12 protein-coding genes are annotated in these 17,772 nt (G+C 63.0%); 6 read left to right on the top strand and 6 right to left on the bottom strand.

Going from position 1 to position 17,772, the window contains the following annotated elements; genetic code table 11:
• Positions 1–10 precede the first annotated feature (10 nt).
• The 6 genes from ligA (at position 11) to AC04P6_RS07040 (ending at position 11,442) form a co-directional block, all read left to right on the top strand.
• A complete protein-coding gene (gene ligA, locus AC04P6_RS07065; RefSeq protein WP_475565913.1) occupies positions 11–2,146 on the top strand; it encodes an NAD-dependent DNA ligase LigA in 2,136 nt (711 codons plus the stop codon).
• Between the two features lie 4 nt (positions 2,147–2,150).
• Positions 2,151–2,918: a TlyA family RNA methyltransferase gene (locus tag AC04P6_RS07060; protein ID WP_475565912.1), complete on the top strand. Its 768-nt coding sequence runs from the start codon at positions 2,151–2,153 to the stop codon at positions 2,916–2,918.
• Positions 2,919–3,071: 153 nt separating this feature from the next.
• The gene (locus tag AC04P6_RS07055; RefSeq protein WP_475565911.1) at positions 3,072–4,436 is read left to right on the top strand and encodes a DUF711 family protein; all 1,365 of its coding nucleotides are present in this window, start codon (positions 3,072–3,074) and stop codon (positions 4,434–4,436) included.
• A gap of 56 nt (positions 4,437–4,492) precedes the next feature.
• Entirely contained in the window at positions 4,493–6,070 is a 1,578-nt protein-coding gene (locus AC04P6_RS07050; RefSeq protein WP_475565910.1) for a polysaccharide deacetylase family protein, read from the top strand.
• 203 nt (positions 6,071–6,273) lie between these two features.
• Positions 6,274–6,924, top strand: coding sequence for a TetR/AcrR family transcriptional regulator (locus tag AC04P6_RS07045; protein WP_475565909.1), 651 nt, complete (start codon positions 6,274–6,276; stop codon positions 6,922–6,924).
• 36 nt (positions 6,925–6,960) lie between these two features.
• Positions 6,961–11,442, top strand: a complete 4,482-nt coding sequence (locus tag AC04P6_RS07040; RefSeq protein WP_475565908.1) for an acyl-CoA dehydratase activase-related protein — start codon at positions 6,961–6,963, stop codon at positions 11,440–11,442.
• A 112-nt stretch (positions 11,443–11,554) separates the two neighbouring features.
• Here the strand turns inward: AC04P6_RS07040 and AC04P6_RS07035 are convergent, their stop codons facing one another.
• From AC04P6_RS07035 to AC04P6_RS07010, 6 genes are all read right to left on the bottom strand, one after another.
• Entirely contained in the window at positions 11,555–13,228 is a 1,674-nt protein-coding gene (locus AC04P6_RS07035; protein ID WP_475565906.1) for a helix-turn-helix domain-containing protein, read from the bottom strand.
• Between the two features lie 2 nt (positions 13,229–13,230).
• On the bottom strand, positions 13,231–14,097 hold the full coding sequence (locus AC04P6_RS07030) for a dimethyl sulfoxide reductase anchor subunit family protein (RefSeq protein ID WP_475565905.1): 867 nt from the start codon (positions 14,095–14,097) through the stop codon (positions 13,231–13,233).
• Positions 14,090–15,502, bottom strand: a complete 1,413-nt coding sequence (locus tag AC04P6_RS07025) for a radical SAM protein (protein WP_475565904.1) — start codon at positions 15,500–15,502, stop codon at positions 14,090–14,092. The genes AC04P6_RS07030 and AC04P6_RS07025 overlap by 8 nt, the downstream gene beginning before the upstream one ends.
• 48 nt (positions 15,503–15,550) lie before the next feature.
• Positions 15,551–16,174 (bottom strand): Tat proofreading chaperone DmsD, encoded by a 624-nt coding sequence (gene dmsD / locus AC04P6_RS07020; RefSeq protein ID WP_475565903.1) that lies wholly within the window; start codon positions 16,172–16,174, stop codon positions 15,551–15,553.
• 102 nt (positions 16,175–16,276) lie between these two features.
• Positions 16,277–17,143, bottom strand: coding sequence for a dimethyl sulfoxide reductase anchor subunit family protein (locus AC04P6_RS07015; RefSeq protein WP_475565902.1), 867 nt, complete (start codon positions 17,141–17,143; stop codon positions 16,277–16,279).
• A complete protein-coding gene (locus AC04P6_RS07010) occupies positions 17,144–17,767 on the bottom strand; it encodes a DMSO/selenate family reductase complex B subunit (RefSeq protein ID WP_475565901.1) in 624 nt (207 codons plus the stop codon).
• Between the last annotated feature and the right edge of the window lie 5 nt (positions 17,768–17,772).

Here is a 17,772-nt window from a genome sequence, read left to right as displayed (position 1 = left end):
GGAAGACGGCGTGGCGGAAGAGATTCAGAGCCTGTTCGATAGCGAGATGGCGGCGGATGCGGTAAGCGATCCGGGTGCGCGCATCGAGGCGCTTCGACGGGAAATCGAGCATCATACGTATCTGTATTACGCGAAAGACGCCCCCGAAATCTCCGACGCCGCCTTCGACTCGCTCATGCGCGAGCTGCGCACGCTCGAGGCGGCTCACCCCGAGTACTACGATGCGAATTCGCCCACGCAGCGCGTTGGCGGATACGTGGGCGAGCAGTTCGCCCCGGTGGTGCATGCCGCGCGCATGTACTCCATCGACGACGCGATGGGCCTAGAAGAGCTCGAGGCGTGGATGGACCGCCTCGAGGAAACGCTCGGGCGCTTCGTGCCGCTGTGCTGCGAGCTGAAGATCGATGGCAGCGGCATTGCCCTTACGTACGAAGATGGGCGCCTGGTGCGCGCCAGCACGCGCGGCGACGGCACCACGGGCGAAGATGTCACCGCCAATATCCGCACCATCCGCGATGTGCCCCTGCGCTTGCGCGACCAGGCGCTTTCGCGTCTGTCCGATGCGGAAGCCGCTATCGAGCTGCGCGGCGAGGCGTACATGCCCAAGAATAGCTTCGAGAAGCTGAATGCCGCCGCAGCCGCCAACGGCAAAGATGGGTTCGCCAACCCGCGTAACGCCGCCGCGGGCAGCCTGCGCCAGAAGGACCCGAACGTCACGGCCCACCGCGACCTCTCCACGTTCATCTACGCTACGGCCAGCAACGCCTCGTTCCGCATGGAAGGCCAGTTCGAGCTGCTGGAGTGGATGCGCGAGGCGGGATTCCACGTGAACCCCGACGTGGCTTTGTGCTCCACGCGCGAGGAAGTGCTCGCGTTTTGTGAGAAGGTGCTCGAGAAGCGCTCGTCGCTGCCGTACGACATCGACGGCGTGGTGGTGAAGGTGAACGAGTTCGCCATCCAGGATGCCATGGGCTTCACGGCCCGCGCCCCGCGCTGGGCGATTGCCTACAAGTTCCCGCCCGAGGAGAAGACCACGCTCCTGCGCGACATTACGGTGCAGGTGGGGCGCACGGGTGCGCTCACGCCCGTGGCCGAGCTGGAACCCGTGCGCATCGCCGGTTCGGTGGTGGCGCGCGCAACGCTGCATAACGAAGACGAAGTTCGTCGCAAGGACGTGCGCGTGGGCGATACCGTCATCGTGCGCAAGGCCGGCGACGTCATTCCCGAGGTGCTTGGTCATGTCCCCTCGCTGCGTCCGGCTGATGCGCGGGAATGGAGCATGCCCGCCACGTGCCCCAGCTGCGGCAGCCCCGTCGTGCGCGAGGAAGGCGAAGCTGCGTATCGTTGCGTGAGCATCGATTGCCCTGCTCAGGCGCATGAACGCCTGGTGCATTGGGCGAGTCGCGGCGCGATGGACATCGAGGGCTTGGGCGACGAGGTCATTGGGCGTCTGCTGGAATCGGGGCGCGTCACCGACGTGGCCGATTACTACAACCTGGGCGAGTACGACTTGGCTACGCTCGATATGGGCCGCGTGAACAAAGATGGCGAGGCCATCCATCTGGGCCCCGTCGTGGCGGCGAAGATTCTGGCGGAGCTCGAGGCCAGCAAGAGCCGCGGTTTGGCGCGCGTGCTGTTTGGCCTGGGCATTCGCCACGTGGGCAAGACGACCGCCGAGTCGATTGCCGCGGCATATCCTTCCATCGAGGCCCTTCGCAACGCCACCGAGGAGCAGCTCGCAGCCATCGAGGGCATTGGCGGCATCATCGCCAAGAGCATCTACATGTTCCTGCGCACGCCGCAGAACGAGCAGGTCATCGACCGACTTCTGCAGGCTGGCGTGGTGATGGAAGAGCAGCGTTCCGAAAGTGGTAAGCCCCAGACGCTCGCGGGCCTCACGTTCGTGCTCACGGGCACGCTTTCCCAGAGCGGCATGTCGCGTACCGACGCTGGCGCCGCGCTGAAGGAAATGGGTGCGAAGGTCAGCGGCAGCGTGAGCAAGAAGACGAGCTGCGTCATCGCGGGCGAAGCTTCCGGCAGCAAATACGACAAGGCCATTGCCCTGGGCATTCCCGTCATCGACGAAGCCGCATTCCTGCAGATTCTGGAAACGGGCGAAGTGCCCAGCGTCATTGGGGAAGCGTAAGCGCATGGCAGGCAGCCGCCAACAGGGGAGCGCGCGCCCGAAGAAGCAGCGCCTTGACGAGCTGATGATCGCCCGCGGGTATTGCGAAACGCCCGACGAGGCGAAGCGTCTCGTCATCGCCCACGAGGTGAAGGTGGGCGATGAGTACGCCACCAGCGCCGCCGTGCGCGTGCCGTGCGATGCCGACATCTGGGTGAAAGACCGCTCTCGCTATGTTTCCCGCGGCGGCTACAAGCTCGAGGGCGCCCTGCGCGCGTTCGAGCAGTCGGTCGAGGGTGCGTCGTGCATCGACATGGGCTCTTCCACCGGTGGCTTTTCCGATTGCCTTCTGCAGGCGGGCGCGGCTAGCGTCACCTGCGTCGACGTGAATTACGGCATGCTTGCGTGGAAAGTGCGCAGCGATCCGCGCACCATCGTGCGCGAACGCACCAACATTCGAACCGCCACGCCCGAGGAGCTGGGCGCCCCGTTCGACATCCTCGTGGCCGACCTCAGCTTCATCGGCCTTGCCAGCCTGGCGCCATCGTTCGCGCGTCTTTGCCATGAGGGCAGCGTGTTCATCGGCCTCGTGAAGCCGCAGTTCGAAAGCGAGCATGACGAAACCGAACGCGGCCTGGTAACCGACCCGGAAGTTCGCAAGCGTACGGTGGAGGAGGTGCGTCTGGCGCTGCAGGAACATGGCTTCAACGTGTCCGGCGTCATCGAGTCGCCCATCCGCGGCAAGCGAGCGGGCAATATCGAGTATCTCGTACGCGCCGTTTTCGGCGCATAGGGCTCCATTTGGGCGTTTTGGCGCCCTCGTTTTGTAGACTCCGTTGTTCTCCGTGTTTGTTTACTTTAGTCGGCTAAATTATTTTCGCGCGAAAGCTATACTGGGTAAGCAAATCAGCTCCGCCGCACCGCGGCACGGATGAAGGATGAGCGCATGCAGATTACCCCGGCCGAAATCGCCGAAACGCTGGCAATGGTGAGCCAGCAGCACCTCGATATCCGCACCATCACGCTTGGTTTGAACCTCCGCGCATGCACGCACGAAGACATCGACGTCGTCGCGCGCAAGGTCTACGACCGCATGACCACCGCCGCCGAAAAGCTCGTGCCCACGGCCGAGCAGCTCGAGCGCGAGTTCGGCATTCCCATCGTGAACAAGCGCATCTCCGTTACGCCCATCGCGGAAATCTGCGGCGCCGTTACCGCGCAGGACCTCACGCCCGTCGCCGAGGCCATGGACCGCGCCGGCAAGGAAGTGGGCGTCGACTTCGTGGGCGGCTTTTCCGCGCTCGTGCAGAAGGGCGCCACGGCAGCCGACGAGAAGCTCATGAACTCCATCCCGCATGCCCTCGCCGTTACCGACAACGTGTGCAGCTCGGTGAACATCGCCTCCACGCGCGCAGGCATCAACATGGACGCCGTCTGGAAGATGGCGAACATCATCATCGAAACCGCGAAGGCCACCGCCGACCGCGATTGCATCGGCGCCGCCAAGCTCGTGGTGTTCGCAAATGCCGTGGAGGACAACCCCTTCATGGCGGGTGCGTTCCATGGTTCCGGCGAAGCCGATGCCGTGGTTAACGTGGGCGTTTCCGGCCCGGGCGTAGTGCGCAACGTGCTCGCCAACATGCCCAAGGACGCCTCCATCACCGAAATCGCCGAAGCCATCAAGGCCACGGCGTTCAAGATCACGCGCGCCGGCGAGCTCATGGCGCGCAACGCCAGCGAGCGCCTGGGCGTTCAGCAGGGCATCCTCGACCTTTCCCTGGCTCCTACGCCCGCCGAGGGCGACAGCGTCGCCGAAATCCTGGAAGCCATCGGCGTGGGCCAGTGCGGCGGCCCCGGCACCACGGCGGCCCTGGCCATGCTGAACGACGCGGTGAAGAAGGGCGGCGTCATGGCGTCCAGCAGCGTTGGCGGCCTGTCTGGTGCGTTCATTCCCGTGTCCGAAGACGCCGGCATGATTCGCGCGGCGGAATCGGGCGCCCTGTGCCTCGAGAAGCTCGAGGCCATGACCTGCGTCTGCAGCGTTGGCCTGGATATGATCGCCATCCCGGGCGACACCTCGCCCGAAGCCATCTTCGGCATCATCGCCGACGAGGCGGCCATCGGCGTCATCAACACGAAGACCACCGCCGTGCGCGTGATCCCGGCCATCGGCCGCAGCGCTGGCGAGACGCTCGAATTCGGCGGCCTGCTTGGCTCTTCCCCCATCATGCACGTGAACGAGCATGCGGGCAGCGTGTTCGCGCATCGTGGCGGTCGCTTCCCCGCTCCGATTAATTCGCTGAAGAATTAATCGCCTATGCCCAAGGAGTATCTGACAGGGTAGAATACGTCGGGAGGGGGCTCGATATGTCAGATACCAATCGCAATATGAAATCGCGTCCGCACGTGAAGAAGCGTGCGGCGCGTGATACGTCGCTCGAAGCGAGCGGGCGCCAGCATCCCACGCAGCGCGCCGCTCGCGAGCATGCCCAGCTTGCGGCCGAGCATAGTGCCGAAATGGAACGCGAGCGCGTGCGCCATCAGCAGGCGGTGCTCGAGCGCCAAAGGCAGGGCGCGTCCTCCAATCGCGTGCACGTGAGCGACGTGGGTGGGGTCACGCATGCCGTAACGGGTCGCCATCCGCGCGTTTCCGCGGGCGACACGGGCAGTGCCCCGCGCATCGACACTTCGTATGCCAGGCAAACGCAAACCGGCGCCTTCACGCCTGCGGTACGCGAAGAGCGTGCAGGCTCGTATTCCGTGGCAGGCGAGGGCCTTGGGTTCGTTCCCCATCGCAAGAAGGCCCCGAAAGCCGCGCTGGTCGCCCTTGCCGTGGTGGTCGTGGCCATCCTGGGCTTCGTCATGTACCAGACGTCGTTTTCCCCCATTCCCGTCGTTGTGAACGGGGTCGAGATGTCCGTCGCGCGTAGCGACACGTATGGCCAGGTGGTCGAGAAATCCGGCGTGCAGGTTACGCCCGGCAAGCTCCTCGCGGTCGATGGTTCGGTGCTCGACGACAAGGGCGGTGCGCCGTATTCCATCGTCGTGAACGGCGAGGCGGTCGATCCTGGCGCGCACGTGAGCGCCAACGACGTTATCTCGGTGGGCGACGGCAACGACACGACTGAAGACTATTCCGAGTCCACCCAGGTGGAAGCTGCCGAATGGGTCGACGATGGCTCCAAGGGCGCAATTCACCAGGTTATCAGCCAGCCGCAGGACGGCGTAGTGGCCACGCGCACGGGCGATGTCTCCGGCATCACCGTCGACGGCGTGGAAGTGCAGCAGGTGCAGGATGCGGTGCTTTCCCGCTATAGCATCAACACCGGCGGCGAGAAGGTCATCGCGCTCACGTTCGACGACGGCCCGTGGGATGAATGGACGGGCGAGATCCTGGACATTCTGGACGCCAACGACGCGAAGGCGACGTTCTTCATCGTGGGCGAGCGCATTTCCGAAGCCTCGAACGGCAACGACCTCATCATGCGCGAATACAATAGCGGGCATCAGCTGTGCACGCACACGTTCGACCATGCCAAGGGCAGCGGCAAAAGCGTGAACATCAGCTACATGTCGCCCGAAGAGCAGGTTTCCGAGGTCGAGAAGGGCCGTCAGGCCATTTCCGACGTGACGGGCGTGGAGACGAGCCGCGTGGTTCGCTGCCCGGGCGGTAACTACCCGCTGGAAACCGCGCAGATTCTGAATCAGTACGTGACGTGCGACGTTGGCTGGAACATCGATACGCGTGACTGGTCGCGCCCTGGCGCGGCGGCTATCGAGGAAGCCATCCTCAGTGCCGATCCGGGCAACATCATCCTCATGCACGACGGCGGCGGCGACCGTTCCCAGACGGTCGAGGCGCTCCGCTCGGCGCTTCCGAAGCTGAAGCAGCAGGGGTACCGCTTCGTCACCATCGACGAGCTCCTCGAATACCATAAGGGCTAATTCGCCTGGCCCATAATGCAGCCTTTTGGATGCCGTCGCGTTCATGCGGCGGCATCTTTCCATTTGGAAACGCTTCGCGTGAATGCGACGTGTGGGCGGTTGCGTCCTTGCGCGAAGGTGACTACAATGCTTTTTATACAGACTGTCAAATATCGTGCATGGTGTATAAAACTTGCGTCACGCACGTAGCGACAAGGGGAAGCATGCCTGAGCCTATAACGGGCGCCTGCTCGTCAGACGCCGTATCCGCGGAAGCGCGTACCGACCGCCGCTCGGCGCGCACGAAAGCCGCGTTGCGCGAAGCGCTCATCCAGCTCATCAACGAGAAGGGCTTCGACGCCATCACCGTTGGCGACTTGTGCGAGCGCGCCGACATCACGCGCGGCACGTTCTACAACCACTACAGCGACAAGGATGCGCTGCTCGTGGCCTGCGAGGACGAGATCATCTCGGAGCTCGAGGCCATTCAGGCGCGCATGAAGGAGCTCGACATCGTGCAGACCACGCTCTGCGTGAAGCGCAAGAAGCCCATTCCGCTGCTGGTGAGCCTGTTCGATTACCTGCGCAGCCAGGCGTATTTCCTGGGCGCGGTGATGGGGCCGTACGGCGACCCGCGTTTCGAGCGCAATCTGCTCACGCGCGTGCGCGAGATTCTCATTGGCTCGGTGCTGCACGAGCGCTACCGCAAAGACCCCACGCCCTTCGTGAACTACTACGTCACGTTCTACGCTTCGGCGTACCTGGGCGTCATCAAGGCGTGGATAGAAACGGGCATGCGCGAATCGTCCGAGGACATGGCGGTAATCGCCCAGCGTCTGCTGTTCATCAAAGCCGGCGAATCCATCAAGCTGTAGATTTCGGCCCCGGGCCGTTTAGAAGGAGACTTCAACATGACTAACGCAAACGTGAACGAGCAGATGCGCATCGGCGTCGACGTGGGTTCGACGACGGTTAAGCTACTGGTTCTGAACCCGCAGGACGAGACGGTGTTCTCGGTGTACCGCCGCCATCACTCCGACGTGCGCGCCACCATCGTCGACATCATCGACGAGGCGCTGGAGCAGGTGGGCGACGTGCCCGCCACCATTGACATCACGGGTTCGGGCGGTCTACTCCTTTCCCAGTGGCTCCAGGTGCCCTTCGTGCAGGAGGTCGTGGCCAACAAGACGGCCATCGAGCGCATCATCCCCGCTACCGACGTTGCCATCGAGCTGGGCGGCGAGGACGCGAAGATTGTCTACCTCGACGGCGGCATCGAGCAGCGCATGAACGGCACGTGCGCTGGCGGCACGGGCGCATTCATCGACCAGATGGCGACCCTGCTCGACACTGACGCGTCGGGCCTGAACGAAATGGCCAGCCGCCACACCATTATCTATCCCATCGCGAGCCGCTGCGGCGTGTTCGCCAAGACCGACGTGCAGCCCCTGCTGAACGAAGGTGCCAAGAAAGACGACATCGCGGCCAGCGTCCTGCAGGCCGTGGTCATGCAGACCATTTCCGGCCTGGCATGCGGTCGCCCCATCCGCGGCAACGTGGCGTTTCTGGGCGGCCCCCTTCATTACCTGTCCGAGCTGCGCCAGCGCTTCATCGAGACGCTGGAGCTCACCGAGGAATCGACGATCATCCCCGAGGAATCGCACCTGTTCGTGGCCCGCGGCGCGGCATTCGCGTCGGAGGAGAACGACGAGGTCGTTTCCCTGGGCATCCTGAAGCAGCGCATGGCCGATTTGGGCGATGTGCAGGGTAGCGAGGTTCCGCGCCTGGAGCCCCTGTTCCGCAGCGAGGAAGAGCTCGAGGCATTCCGCGAGCGCCATGCGAAGGCGGCCGTGCCGAAGGGGAACCTTGCCGATTACCGCGGCGAGGCGTACCTGGGCATCGACGCGGGTTCCACCACGCTGAAGTCGGCCCTCATCGGCAAGGGCGGGGAAGTGCTGTACAGCTTCTACGCCAATAACAAGGGCGACGTGCTGGGTACGGCGCGCCGCATGCTTGGCGAGCTGGAAGCGCAGATCCCGCGCGACCAGAACGGCGAGCCCCTGGTAACCATCGGCCATACCACCACCACCGGCTATGGCGAGGCGCTGCTCCTCGAGGCCATTCAGGCCGATAGCGGCGAAATCGAGACGGTCGCGCACCTGCGCGGCGCACGCGAGCTCAACCCGAACGTCGACTTCATCCTCGACATCGGCGGTCAGGACATGAAGTGCATGACGGTGAAGAACGGCGTCATCGAGCACATCATGCTGAACGAATCGTGCAGCGCCGGTTGCGGCAGCTTCATCGAGGCGTTTGCCACGTCGCTCAACCTTTCCGTGCAGGACTTCGCCAAGGAGGCCCTGCATGCCGAGGCGCCCGTCGATTTGGGCAGCCGCTGCACCGTGTTCATGAACAGCCGCGTGAAGCAGGCTCAGAAGGAAGGCGCCACCGTTGCCGACATCAGCGCGGGTCTTTCCTACTCCGTAATCAAGAACGCCCTGTTCAAGGTAATCAAGCTGCGCGACGCGAGCGAGCTGGGCGAGCATGCCATCGTGCAGGGCGGCACGTTCTTGAACGACGCCGTGCTGCGTGCCTTCGAGAACCTGGCCGGTCATGACGCCATCCGTCCCGATATCGCCGGCCTGATGGGCGCATGGGGCGCCGCGCTTCTGGCACGCGACCGCGCCGCGGGCGAGGGTACCAAGATGCTCACGCCGCAGCAGATCGACGAGCTCACCGTGAAGCACAGCACCGTGCGTTGCGGCCTGTGCTCCAATAACTGCCTGCTCACCATCAACGACTTCGGCAAAGACCCCGAAACGGGCCGTCGCCGTCGCTTCATCACGGGTAACCGCTGCGAGCGTGGGGCGGGTGCGAAGACGAAGAGCAACGACGTTCCGAATTTGTTCGACTTCAAGAACGACTTGCTGTTCAATCGTGCCGTTCTCCCTGCGGAACAGGCGAAATACGGCACCGTGGGCATTCCCCGCGCGCTGAACATGTACGAGAACTACCCGTTCTGGCATAGCTTCTTCACCACGCTGGGCTACCGCGTGGAGCTTTCCAGTGCCAGCACGAAGGAAACGTACGAAGCGGGCATCGAATCGATGCCGTCGGAAAACGCGTGCTACCCGGCGAAGCTTTCCCATGGCCACATCATGGAGCTGCTCGAGCGCGACGTCGACTTCATCTGGATGCCCTGCATCCGCTGGGAGCGCCAGGAAGACGAGGGCGCGAACAACCACTTCAACTGCCCAATCGTCATGAGCTATTCCGAAGCGCTGAAACTCAACATCGACGAGCTGCGCACGAGCCGCACCGACTTCCTGAACCCGTTCATTCCGTACGACGACAAGGAAGCGCTCAAGAAGCGTCTGTACGAGCACCTGTCGAAGAACCGCAAGCGCGAGCTGGAGCAGCGTGGCGAGGCGAACGTCGCCGTTCCCACGCGCAGGGAAATCGACGAGGCCGTCGACCGCGCCTGGCAGGTCGACCTCGACTTCAAGAGCACCATGCGCGCCAAGGGCGAGGAAACGCTGCGCTGGCTCGAGGAGCATCATGGCCACGGCATCGTGCTGGCTGGCCGCCCGTACCATATCGACCCGGAAATCAACCACGCCCTGCCCGAGCTCATCACGGGCTTCGGCATGGCCGTGCTCACCGAGGATTCAGTGGCCCATCTGGGCAATCTCGAGCGCAACCTGCGCGTGTACGACCAGTGGATGTACCATACGCGCCTGTACAACGCGGCGCGCGTGGTAACGCAGCGCACCGACCTCGACCTCGTGCAGATGATGAGCTTCGGCTGCGGTCTCGACGCCCTTACTACCGACGAGGTGGAGGAAATCCTGGAAGGTTCGGGCAAGGTGTACACCCTGCTGAAGATCGACCAGATTTCGAACCTGGGTGCCGCGCGCATCCGCATCCGCTCGCTCATGGCCGCGCTCGAGCAGCGCGCTGGCGAGGAGGAAATCTCGCATGAGGAAGAGGGCATGGATCCGGCCATCGACGAGGCGCAGCTGAACCGCGATGCTGCCAACGCCGAGCTTGCCGATGCCCGTGGCGCGTGCGTCACCGACGGCTTCGAGTTCAAGGCGAACCGTGAAACTGCATCCACCGAGTTCCCGCGCGTGGAATTTACCGAGGAGATGCGCGAGACGTACACCATCCTGGCACCGCAGATGAGCCCGATTCACTTCGAGCTGCTCGTGCCCCTGTTCCGCGCCAATGGCTACAACCTCGAGCTTCTGCCCGCCGTCGACCACGGTGCCGTGGAAGCTGGCCTGAAGTACGTGAACAACGACATCTGCTATCCGTCCATCCTGGTAACCGGCCAGATCATGGAAGCTGCCACGAGCGGCCGCTACGACATGGACAAGACGGCGTTCATCATCACCCAGACGGGCGGCGGCTGCCGCGCGACGAACTACATCGCGCTCATCCGCAAGGGCCTGCATGAGGCTGGCCTCGACCAGGTTCCCGTGGTGTCGCTCGCGTTCAACAACACGGGCGAAGTGAACTCCGGGTTCAAGGTCACGCCGAAGATGCTCCTTACGGCCATCCCCGTGCTCGTGGTGGGCGACCTGCTGATGCAGATGCTCTATCGCACGCGTCCATACGAAGCCGAGCCTGGCAGCGCGAATGCCCTGTTCCGCAAGTGGATGGACTACCTGGTTGAGAACGAGATGTCGATGAGCCGCCGGCAGTTCAACCGCGTGATCGAGCAGATCGTGCAGGAATTCGACGAGCTGCCCTGCATCGATTTCGGCAGCAAGCCGCGCGTGGGCGTGGTAGGCGAGATCCTGGTGAAGTTCCACCCCACGGCCAACAACGACATCGTGGGCACCATCGAGGCTGAAGGCTGCGAGGCCAACGTGCCCGGATTGGTGGACTTCTTCCTGTTCGGCATGCTGAACCCCGCCGTGCGTCACAAGGAGCTCACGCCCAACTTCAAGAAGTACCTGGGCGCCCGTTCGCTCGTTTCGTTCTGCGAGGCGCAGCGCAATCCCGTGCGCAAGGCCCTGGCTGCCAGCAAGCGCTTCGAGCCCATCATGCGCATCGAGGACATCGCTCGTGGTGCGAGTGACATTCTCGACCTGGGCAACACCATGGGCGAGGGTTGGCTGCTCACGGGCGAGATGGTAGAGCTGGTGAACGAGGGCGTGCCGAACATCGTGTGCACGCAGCCCTTCGCGTGCCTGCCGAACCACGTGGTGGGCAAGGCCGTCATCAAGGAGATGCGCCGCCAGTACCCGCAGAGCAACATCGTGGCCGTTGACTACGACCCCGGCGCTTCCGAAGTGAACCAGCTCAACCGCATCAAGCTCATGATTGCGGTGGCGAAGGAGAACCTGAAGGAAGAGCGCGCCAAGAAGGCCGCTGCCGCCGAATAGCCTGCGTGTCGCCTCGTTGGGGCGAGCGCATACGTGCAAACGAGAGGAACCCGCTCATTGAGCGGGTTCCTTTGCGTATTGGGCTATGTAGCTGGCTCGTGCCGCGATAGGGTTAGTAGCTTGGCTCGGGCGTGGCGGCAATAAGGTCGATGATGTCCTGGCGCTTGTGGACGTCCAGCTTCGTGTAGATGTGCTTCGCGTGCGTGCGGACGGTGTTTTCCGAAACGACGAGTATCTCGGCGATGCGCGCCACCGTGTTGCCGCGGGCGATCATTTCCATGATTTCGGTTTCGCGTTTGGTCAGGCCGTACTCTGCCTGTATCTCGATGCAGCGTGTTTTCATGAAGTCCTCGGGAGCCTTCTGCACGTCTTCGGGTTCCGCGGGCGTTGCGGGAGTCGCGACGGTTTCGGCTTCGATGGCCTTTACGGGGCCTTGCTCTTCCTGGATGGGTTCGTAATCGAATGCGGTGGGGGCATTTTCGTTGATGGTGAAGCCCAGGGTGCGCATGCTGGCGGCGTGCTTCTTCGTGCCGCTGATGGCAGGGTCGAGCGAGACGAACTCGACGCCTTCCGTCTTGGCTGCGTCCACGTAGGTGGGGCGTACGCCGCCACGCAGGAAATAGAGCGCCAGAGAAAGCACGAACAGGCTGATGGTGGTGTCGATGAACTGCGCTCCGAAGGCGGGGTCGCCCGTCTGCGTGGACGAAAGCCCGAACAGGAGGCCTGCGTTCTGCAGCAAGTAGACGACCGAGCCAAACGCGCCGTAGATGAACGCGGGGTTGATCCCTCGGTCACGCGCAATCTGCGTGCATTGGAGCAGCATGATTACCGATGCGAGCGAGAAGAGCGCGTAAATGAACCCTGCCGCATAGAACATGTCGCCTGGGGCGAGGAAGGGGAATATCACCATCGCCGCCGCGACGAAGGGGAAGAGCGCGAGGAACACGATGCGAATGTCGATGGAGAAGGGCTGGCGGTGCCAGAGGATGAGCACGAGGAGCGATACCGCGAGCACGCCCACCATCGAGGCGATGTTGGTGATGTCGCCCATGGCCGCGTCGGATAGCGCCCAGGCGCGTACCACGCCCGAAACGAAGCCGATGGCGCCAATTGCCATGGCGGGCTTCCAGTAGTCGCGGATGAGCGCGGCATAGATGCGCGGGCTTTCGCGGGGAATGTCCTCGAACTGCGATTGCTCGAAGTCGATGCGCCTCGTCGATATCATCGCGCAGAGCCCGCATATCGGCACGAGGATGAGCGGCATGAGGTACACGGTAACCGCGGAAGGCACCAGGTAGAGCGTGAAGTACACGAAGGGGGCCAGGGCCGTGCCCACGAGCAGGCAGAGGTTGCCCTTCGCCGCGTTGCAGGCGGAAAAGAAGCGCTGCCACGCCATGGCGAATCCGGCGCCGCCCACGCCCAGCAAGATGCCCGCCAAAACGACGAGCGGCACCTTGGCGACTTCGAGGTAGAGCGCCGCGATGAGCGTGCAGGCGCCTGCTGCCATGGGCAGGGCTCCCGTGAGGATGAGGGTCTTTCGTATGATGCGCGGGAAGAAGTACGCCGTTGCCGTGGTGGCGAGGAACGTTGCCAGGAACGCTGCCGATTGGGCCATCGAGAAGGCGAGCGTTACCTGCATGGTCTGGAATTCCATTGGGAAGAAGGGGAACACGCCGCCCCATAGCGAGATGGCGTTCATGGCCATGTAGACGGCGTAGCCCAGCACCGAAATGTCGATGAGGGGCTGGTAGCGCTTCATGAATGCGATGATCTTTACGCGCGTCATGGTTACAGCCCCGCCGTCATGTAGAGGCAGTAGAAGCCGAAGCGCACGATGAAAATGCCAGCAAGCCCCAGGAATGGGCTAGCCAGATCCCAGGAGAGCCTTGCGTTCGGCGTCTTGTGGGCGCTCATCAGGCCGCATCCAAGGGCGATGGCGCACAGCGCGCACGAAATGGCCGCCAGGGTGGCGTAGAAGCCAGCCTGGTCGTTCGTGGCGGAAAGCGTTCCATGGATGGCGGGCAGGGCCAGGCATTGCTGAATCTCGCTTGCTGCGAGCGCGATGAGCGCCGCGCCTGCGATGCCGATGATGACGAGGTTCGTCGTGCGCGATGCTAGCGTGCGCGACGCGCGCAGCGTGAGCCGCGCGAGGAGGCATCCGCCGAATACGGCGAGCGCGATTTGATTGAGCTGCGTGAAGGGGAGGGCCCAGGCGATGATCGTGCGAATGGCGTAGGCGTTCGCCGTGAACCAGATTTGGCCTAGAGCGGCCGCGATTCCCGCGATGAGCAGACCCGTGCGAAGAACCGTGAGCTTATGCTTGCTGTATCCCATGAGCCAGCGAAGCCATACGATGCCCACGAACACGACGGCGGCTAGTACCTCGTTCGAGAGGGGCGAGCGCCCCACGCCCGTGAGGACGAACAGCGAGTTCGATGGCTTTCCCAGGTGGGTAGTGGAGGCCAAGACGCCCAGGATGGCCAGCGATATGGGGATGAGCAGGTAATGGTCGAGCTTGGCCTGCTGCTCTTCGGAAAGCTTGCCCGCAAGCATGTAGACCGCGAGCACGATGTAGGCGAAGGCTGCGGTTGGCCCGAGCGTGGTGAAGAGCGCGAGCGAGAGCTGCGAGAGCCCGAAGGCGATTCCATCAGTCATGGGCGCGCTCCTTCCTTTCGTCTTCAGCCTGCGCCTGCTGGTTGCATGGGTGCGCATGGGAGCTGTGAGCGACTATTGTCGTGGCGTCGCCGGGCTCGATGGCCTGCAAGCCAACTTCCCGAAACACGCGCTGCCCCTGCGCCGAGCGCTCTATTATGCCAGAGGAAAGGAACAGCGCGTGGTCGGCAATGGCGCTCGACACGCTTTCGTAGGAAAGGTGGGCCGGGTCGAACGAAATCATGCCCTGCGAGTCATCCCATGCGTAGGGGGCGTCGACGGCGTCGAGCAGCGCAGCCATATGGTGGGCGTCTTCCTCGAAGGCGTGCACCGTCTCGTAGAAGAACGAACGCTGCGAGAAGCGGTAGTTCGGCAAGGCGATGCGTCCGCCGGCATTCTGCTCGTATACCTGCGCGGTGTTCTTGTTCTCGAGCGAGCAGTAATGAATGCCCAGCTTGAGGTTCTTTTCCATTGCCCAGAGCATCAGCTCGAGCGCGAGTTCCTCGCTGCCCGCGATGGGCAGGGCGCCGGCGTACCCATAGTCGTAGGGTACGCGGTAGGGGTCGGCCACGAGCTTGTATCCGCGCTGCGCGTATTCTTCCGCGTTATGCAGGGGGAAGCAGAACTCGAGCAGGTTGATGCCGAAGGCGCCCATCGCGTCGAGGCGCAGGAGGATTTCCTGCATTTCGTCCTTTGTACCGGGTATGACGGGCATTTCGATCATGACGGCTGGGATGTGGCTCGTGGCCGCTTCGATGCGATTCCAAGTATCCTCGCGTGCGTCGACGTCGTCGTCGAGCTTCACGCTGAAGCGAATCTCGTCGAGCCCCGCGTTTGCCAGCTGCTTCAGGAGCTGCGTGTCGAGATTGCTGCCCGAGGTGTACAGGCGCAGGTGAGCGTTGGGCTCAACCTCGCGCACGTGCGAGAAGAATGCGAGGGTCTCCTGTGGGAACAGCAGGGGTTCTCCGCCCGTGAGTGCAACGAAATCGAGGCCGTCCATCTGGCGGCGGAAGGCATCGATTTCGGTAATGCAGTCTTTCTTCTGCGATTTGTAGGTGTCGTAATCGCACTGGTTCGGGTTGAAGCAGAACCAGCACGCGCGATCGCATGCGAGCGATACGAACTCCGAGACGCTTCGAACGCCCGTCTGGCAGCGTTCGCATGCGGGGGAGAGCTTGCCGTAGACGATGCTCTTGCCGTCGTTCCTGAACGTGGCACCGGCTTCGTGCAGCTCGTTGCGCAGGGTCGCGCATCGCGCATGTGTGCCATCTGGGCTTTCGTCGATGGGAACGCCGGAAGACGACATAACGAGGCGAAGTTGCTTCGCCTCGTTATGGAAGTGGGTCATGTATGTACGATACTCGTCATGCGCGAGCTTTCGAATGTCGGATGCATCTATAGGGCGCACGCAGGCTTCCTTCCTCCCCGCAGCGGGCTACCTGATTGATGGGCGGCGCTAGCGAGCCAGCGGCACGACAAGGGGCGTAAGCTCGAAGCGCTGCTGCCAATCGGCGAGCGTTGCACGTGCGAGCTGGGCCAGGCCCTTGTAGAACCCCAGTTCCGCGCCTTCTTCGAACAAATCGAGGAAACGCGGGGCCCAGGGGAGAAGGTGCTCCTCGAAGAACTCGTCGAGAGCCTCATCGGCAACGTCGTTTGCCACCGACCACGAAAGCATGAGCAGCATGAGTCCGAAGTGGTCTTCGGGTTCCTTTTCGCTTAGGTTGATCTTGATGAGGTTGTCGCGCATCCATTGACGCAGCGCCAGCGTTTCGTTTCCGAAGATCACGCTTTCCGGGTCGGTGTAGACGGAACCCCAGGGCGGCGCGGGCAGCGTGTAGGGCCCAATGAAGAGGCGGTTGTACTCCTGATGGAGCGCCTCGGAATCGTCCCGCTTCACGGAATCGGCCATGAGCGTGAGCGCGCTCTGGGCATCGGGCTGACCGTATTCCCAGCTAACAGGCGTGTTTTCTTCGGCAAGCCAGGCACGGAGCGTGGCGCACTGCTCGGACGAAGGGTCGATGTAGAACAGCGATCCCAGCGCATGGGCGGCGGTGCCGATCTGATGGTAGCCTTTACTCATCGTATGTATCCTTCCTCTACGATGATGCGTGTGCTTTGCAGTAAGCGGGGCCAATGCTTGTGGTCATTGGCCCCGCTAGGCAACTCGTCTGTCGTAGGCGCGCTACATAATACCAACGTTAAGCATGATTCCGTAGAAATCTACGCGAACCAGCGCGAGGGCGACGAAGACGATGACGCAGCCGAGTGCGGCGAGCGCGATGCGCGAGTGGTTCTTGAGCATGCCGAATGCCCAGATGACATAGCCGGCGAAGGCGAGCACGGATGCTGCGATAGCGAACATCTGGTAATCGCCCATGCGGTCGGCCAGCGTGGCACCCGTGGAGCTCATCGCGGTGCCAGCGGCGTAGCCCTGGGCAACCAGCACGATGATGGCGCCGAGGAGGGCAACTGCGCCGATAACGGCGAGAATCTGGATGCTCTTGGAATCCATGTCGTAATCCGCCAGCGCCAGCACGCAAGCGGCGAGGGGCGCGCCGCCCAGCAGTGCCAGGAAGATCTGGCCAATCCAGCCATATGCGCCGTTCCAGGTGATGAGCGAGGGGATGGCGTAGGCGAAGCCGGTGAAGGCAGCCGTGAGCAGCGCCAGAACGACCAGTGCGATGCCGAATGCCTTGTGGAAGCCGGCGGCGGGGCGCTTGGCCAGGGCGATTGCCCAGTACGCGATGGCAGCGGCAATCGAGATGCCCGCAACGACGATTTCGTTCGTGAGGGGCGATACGCCAATGCCGTTGACCATGTTGAAGATGTGAGACGGCGAGCCCAGATGCATCATGGCGGCGATGAGGCCGGCGACGAGCAGCAATACGGCGATGCCCAGGACCATCGTGGCCTTCGTGCTCTTTTCCTGGCTGTCCGTGGGGAAGAAGCCCTGCACGCAGGCTACCAGCGCGATAGCCGCGAGGCCCGTGGGGGCGAGGAGCGTGAAGACGAGCAGAGGCAGTTCAGCTTGTGCGTATGAAAGTAGCATTTACATAACCTCCTTCGGGTTCATGAGCTCGCCTTCCAGCGTGCCGCCCTTATGCGAGACGACGGAACCCTTCATGATGGTAGTGGGGGACGTGTAGGAGGGGTCGGGAAGCGGGGCGAGCCATTCGCTGTCGCCGTACTTCGCCTTCATCTCGTCGGCTGGGCCGAAGTCGAGCGCGTAGAGCGGGCAGGCATCGACGCAGATGGGGTTTTCGCCCTTGGCGACGCGCTCGGTGCAGCCGTCGCACTTGCGCATCTGGCCGAGCTCCTCGTCGAACGAGGGAACGTTGTAGGGGCAGGACATCTCGCAGTACTTGCAGCCCACGCAACGGTTGTGGTCAACCGATACGAAGCCCTGCTCGTCCTTGTGCATGGCGCCCGTGGGGCATACCTGCGTGCAGATGGGGTTCTCGCAGTGGTTGCAGTTCATCGAGATGTAGTTAACCCATACGTCGTTGGAGCGGACGACGCCCTTCGCGTCGACCGTCTGGCCGCCGCCGACGTACTCGTAGATCTTGCGGAATGCCACGTCGGCAGACAGGTCGTGGTAATCCTTGCACGCCAGCTCGCAGGTCTTGCAGCCCGTGCAGCGAGAGGCGTTGAAATAGAATTGATATTCAGTCATGGTTG

Source organism: Denitrobacterium sp., from assembly GCF_056180635.1.
This window is presented reverse-complemented; position numbering and strand designations above follow the sequence as displayed.

Coding starts and splice junctions, on each gene's coding strand:
- AC04P6_RS07060 (WP_475565912.1), top strand. CDS start 2,151: ATGGCAGGCAGCCGCCAACAGGGGAGCGCGCGCCCGAAGAAGCAGCGC.
- AC04P6_RS07055 (WP_475565911.1), top strand. CDS start 3,072: ATGCAGATTACCCCGGCCGAAATCGCCGAAACGCTGGCAATGGTGAGC.
- AC04P6_RS07050 (WP_475565910.1), top strand. CDS start 4,493: ATGTCAGATACCAATCGCAATATGAAATCGCGTCCGCACGTGAAGAAG.
- AC04P6_RS07045 (WP_475565909.1), top strand. CDS start 6,274: ATGCCTGAGCCTATAACGGGCGCCTGCTCGTCAGACGCCGTATCCGCG.
- AC04P6_RS07040 (WP_475565908.1), top strand. CDS start 6,961: ATGACTAACGCAAACGTGAACGAGCAGATGCGCATCGGCGTCGACGTG.
- AC04P6_RS07035 (WP_475565906.1), bottom strand. CDS start 13,228: ATGACGCGCGTAAAGATCATCGCATTCATGAAGCGCTACCAGCCCCTC.
- AC04P6_RS07030 (WP_475565905.1), bottom strand. CDS start 14,097: ATGACTGATGGAATCGCCTTCGGGCTCTCGCAGCTCTCGCTCGCGCTC.
- dmsD (WP_475565903.1), bottom strand. CDS start 16,174: ATGAGTAAAGGCTACCATCAGATCGGCACCGCCGCCCATGCGCTGGGA.
- AC04P6_RS07015 (WP_475565902.1), bottom strand. CDS start 17,143: ATGCTACTTTCATACGCACAAGCTGAACTGCCTCTGCTCGTCTTCACG.
- AC04P6_RS07010 (WP_475565901.1), bottom strand. CDS start 17,767: ATGACTGAATATCAATTCTATTTCAACGCCTCTCGCTGCACGGGCTGC.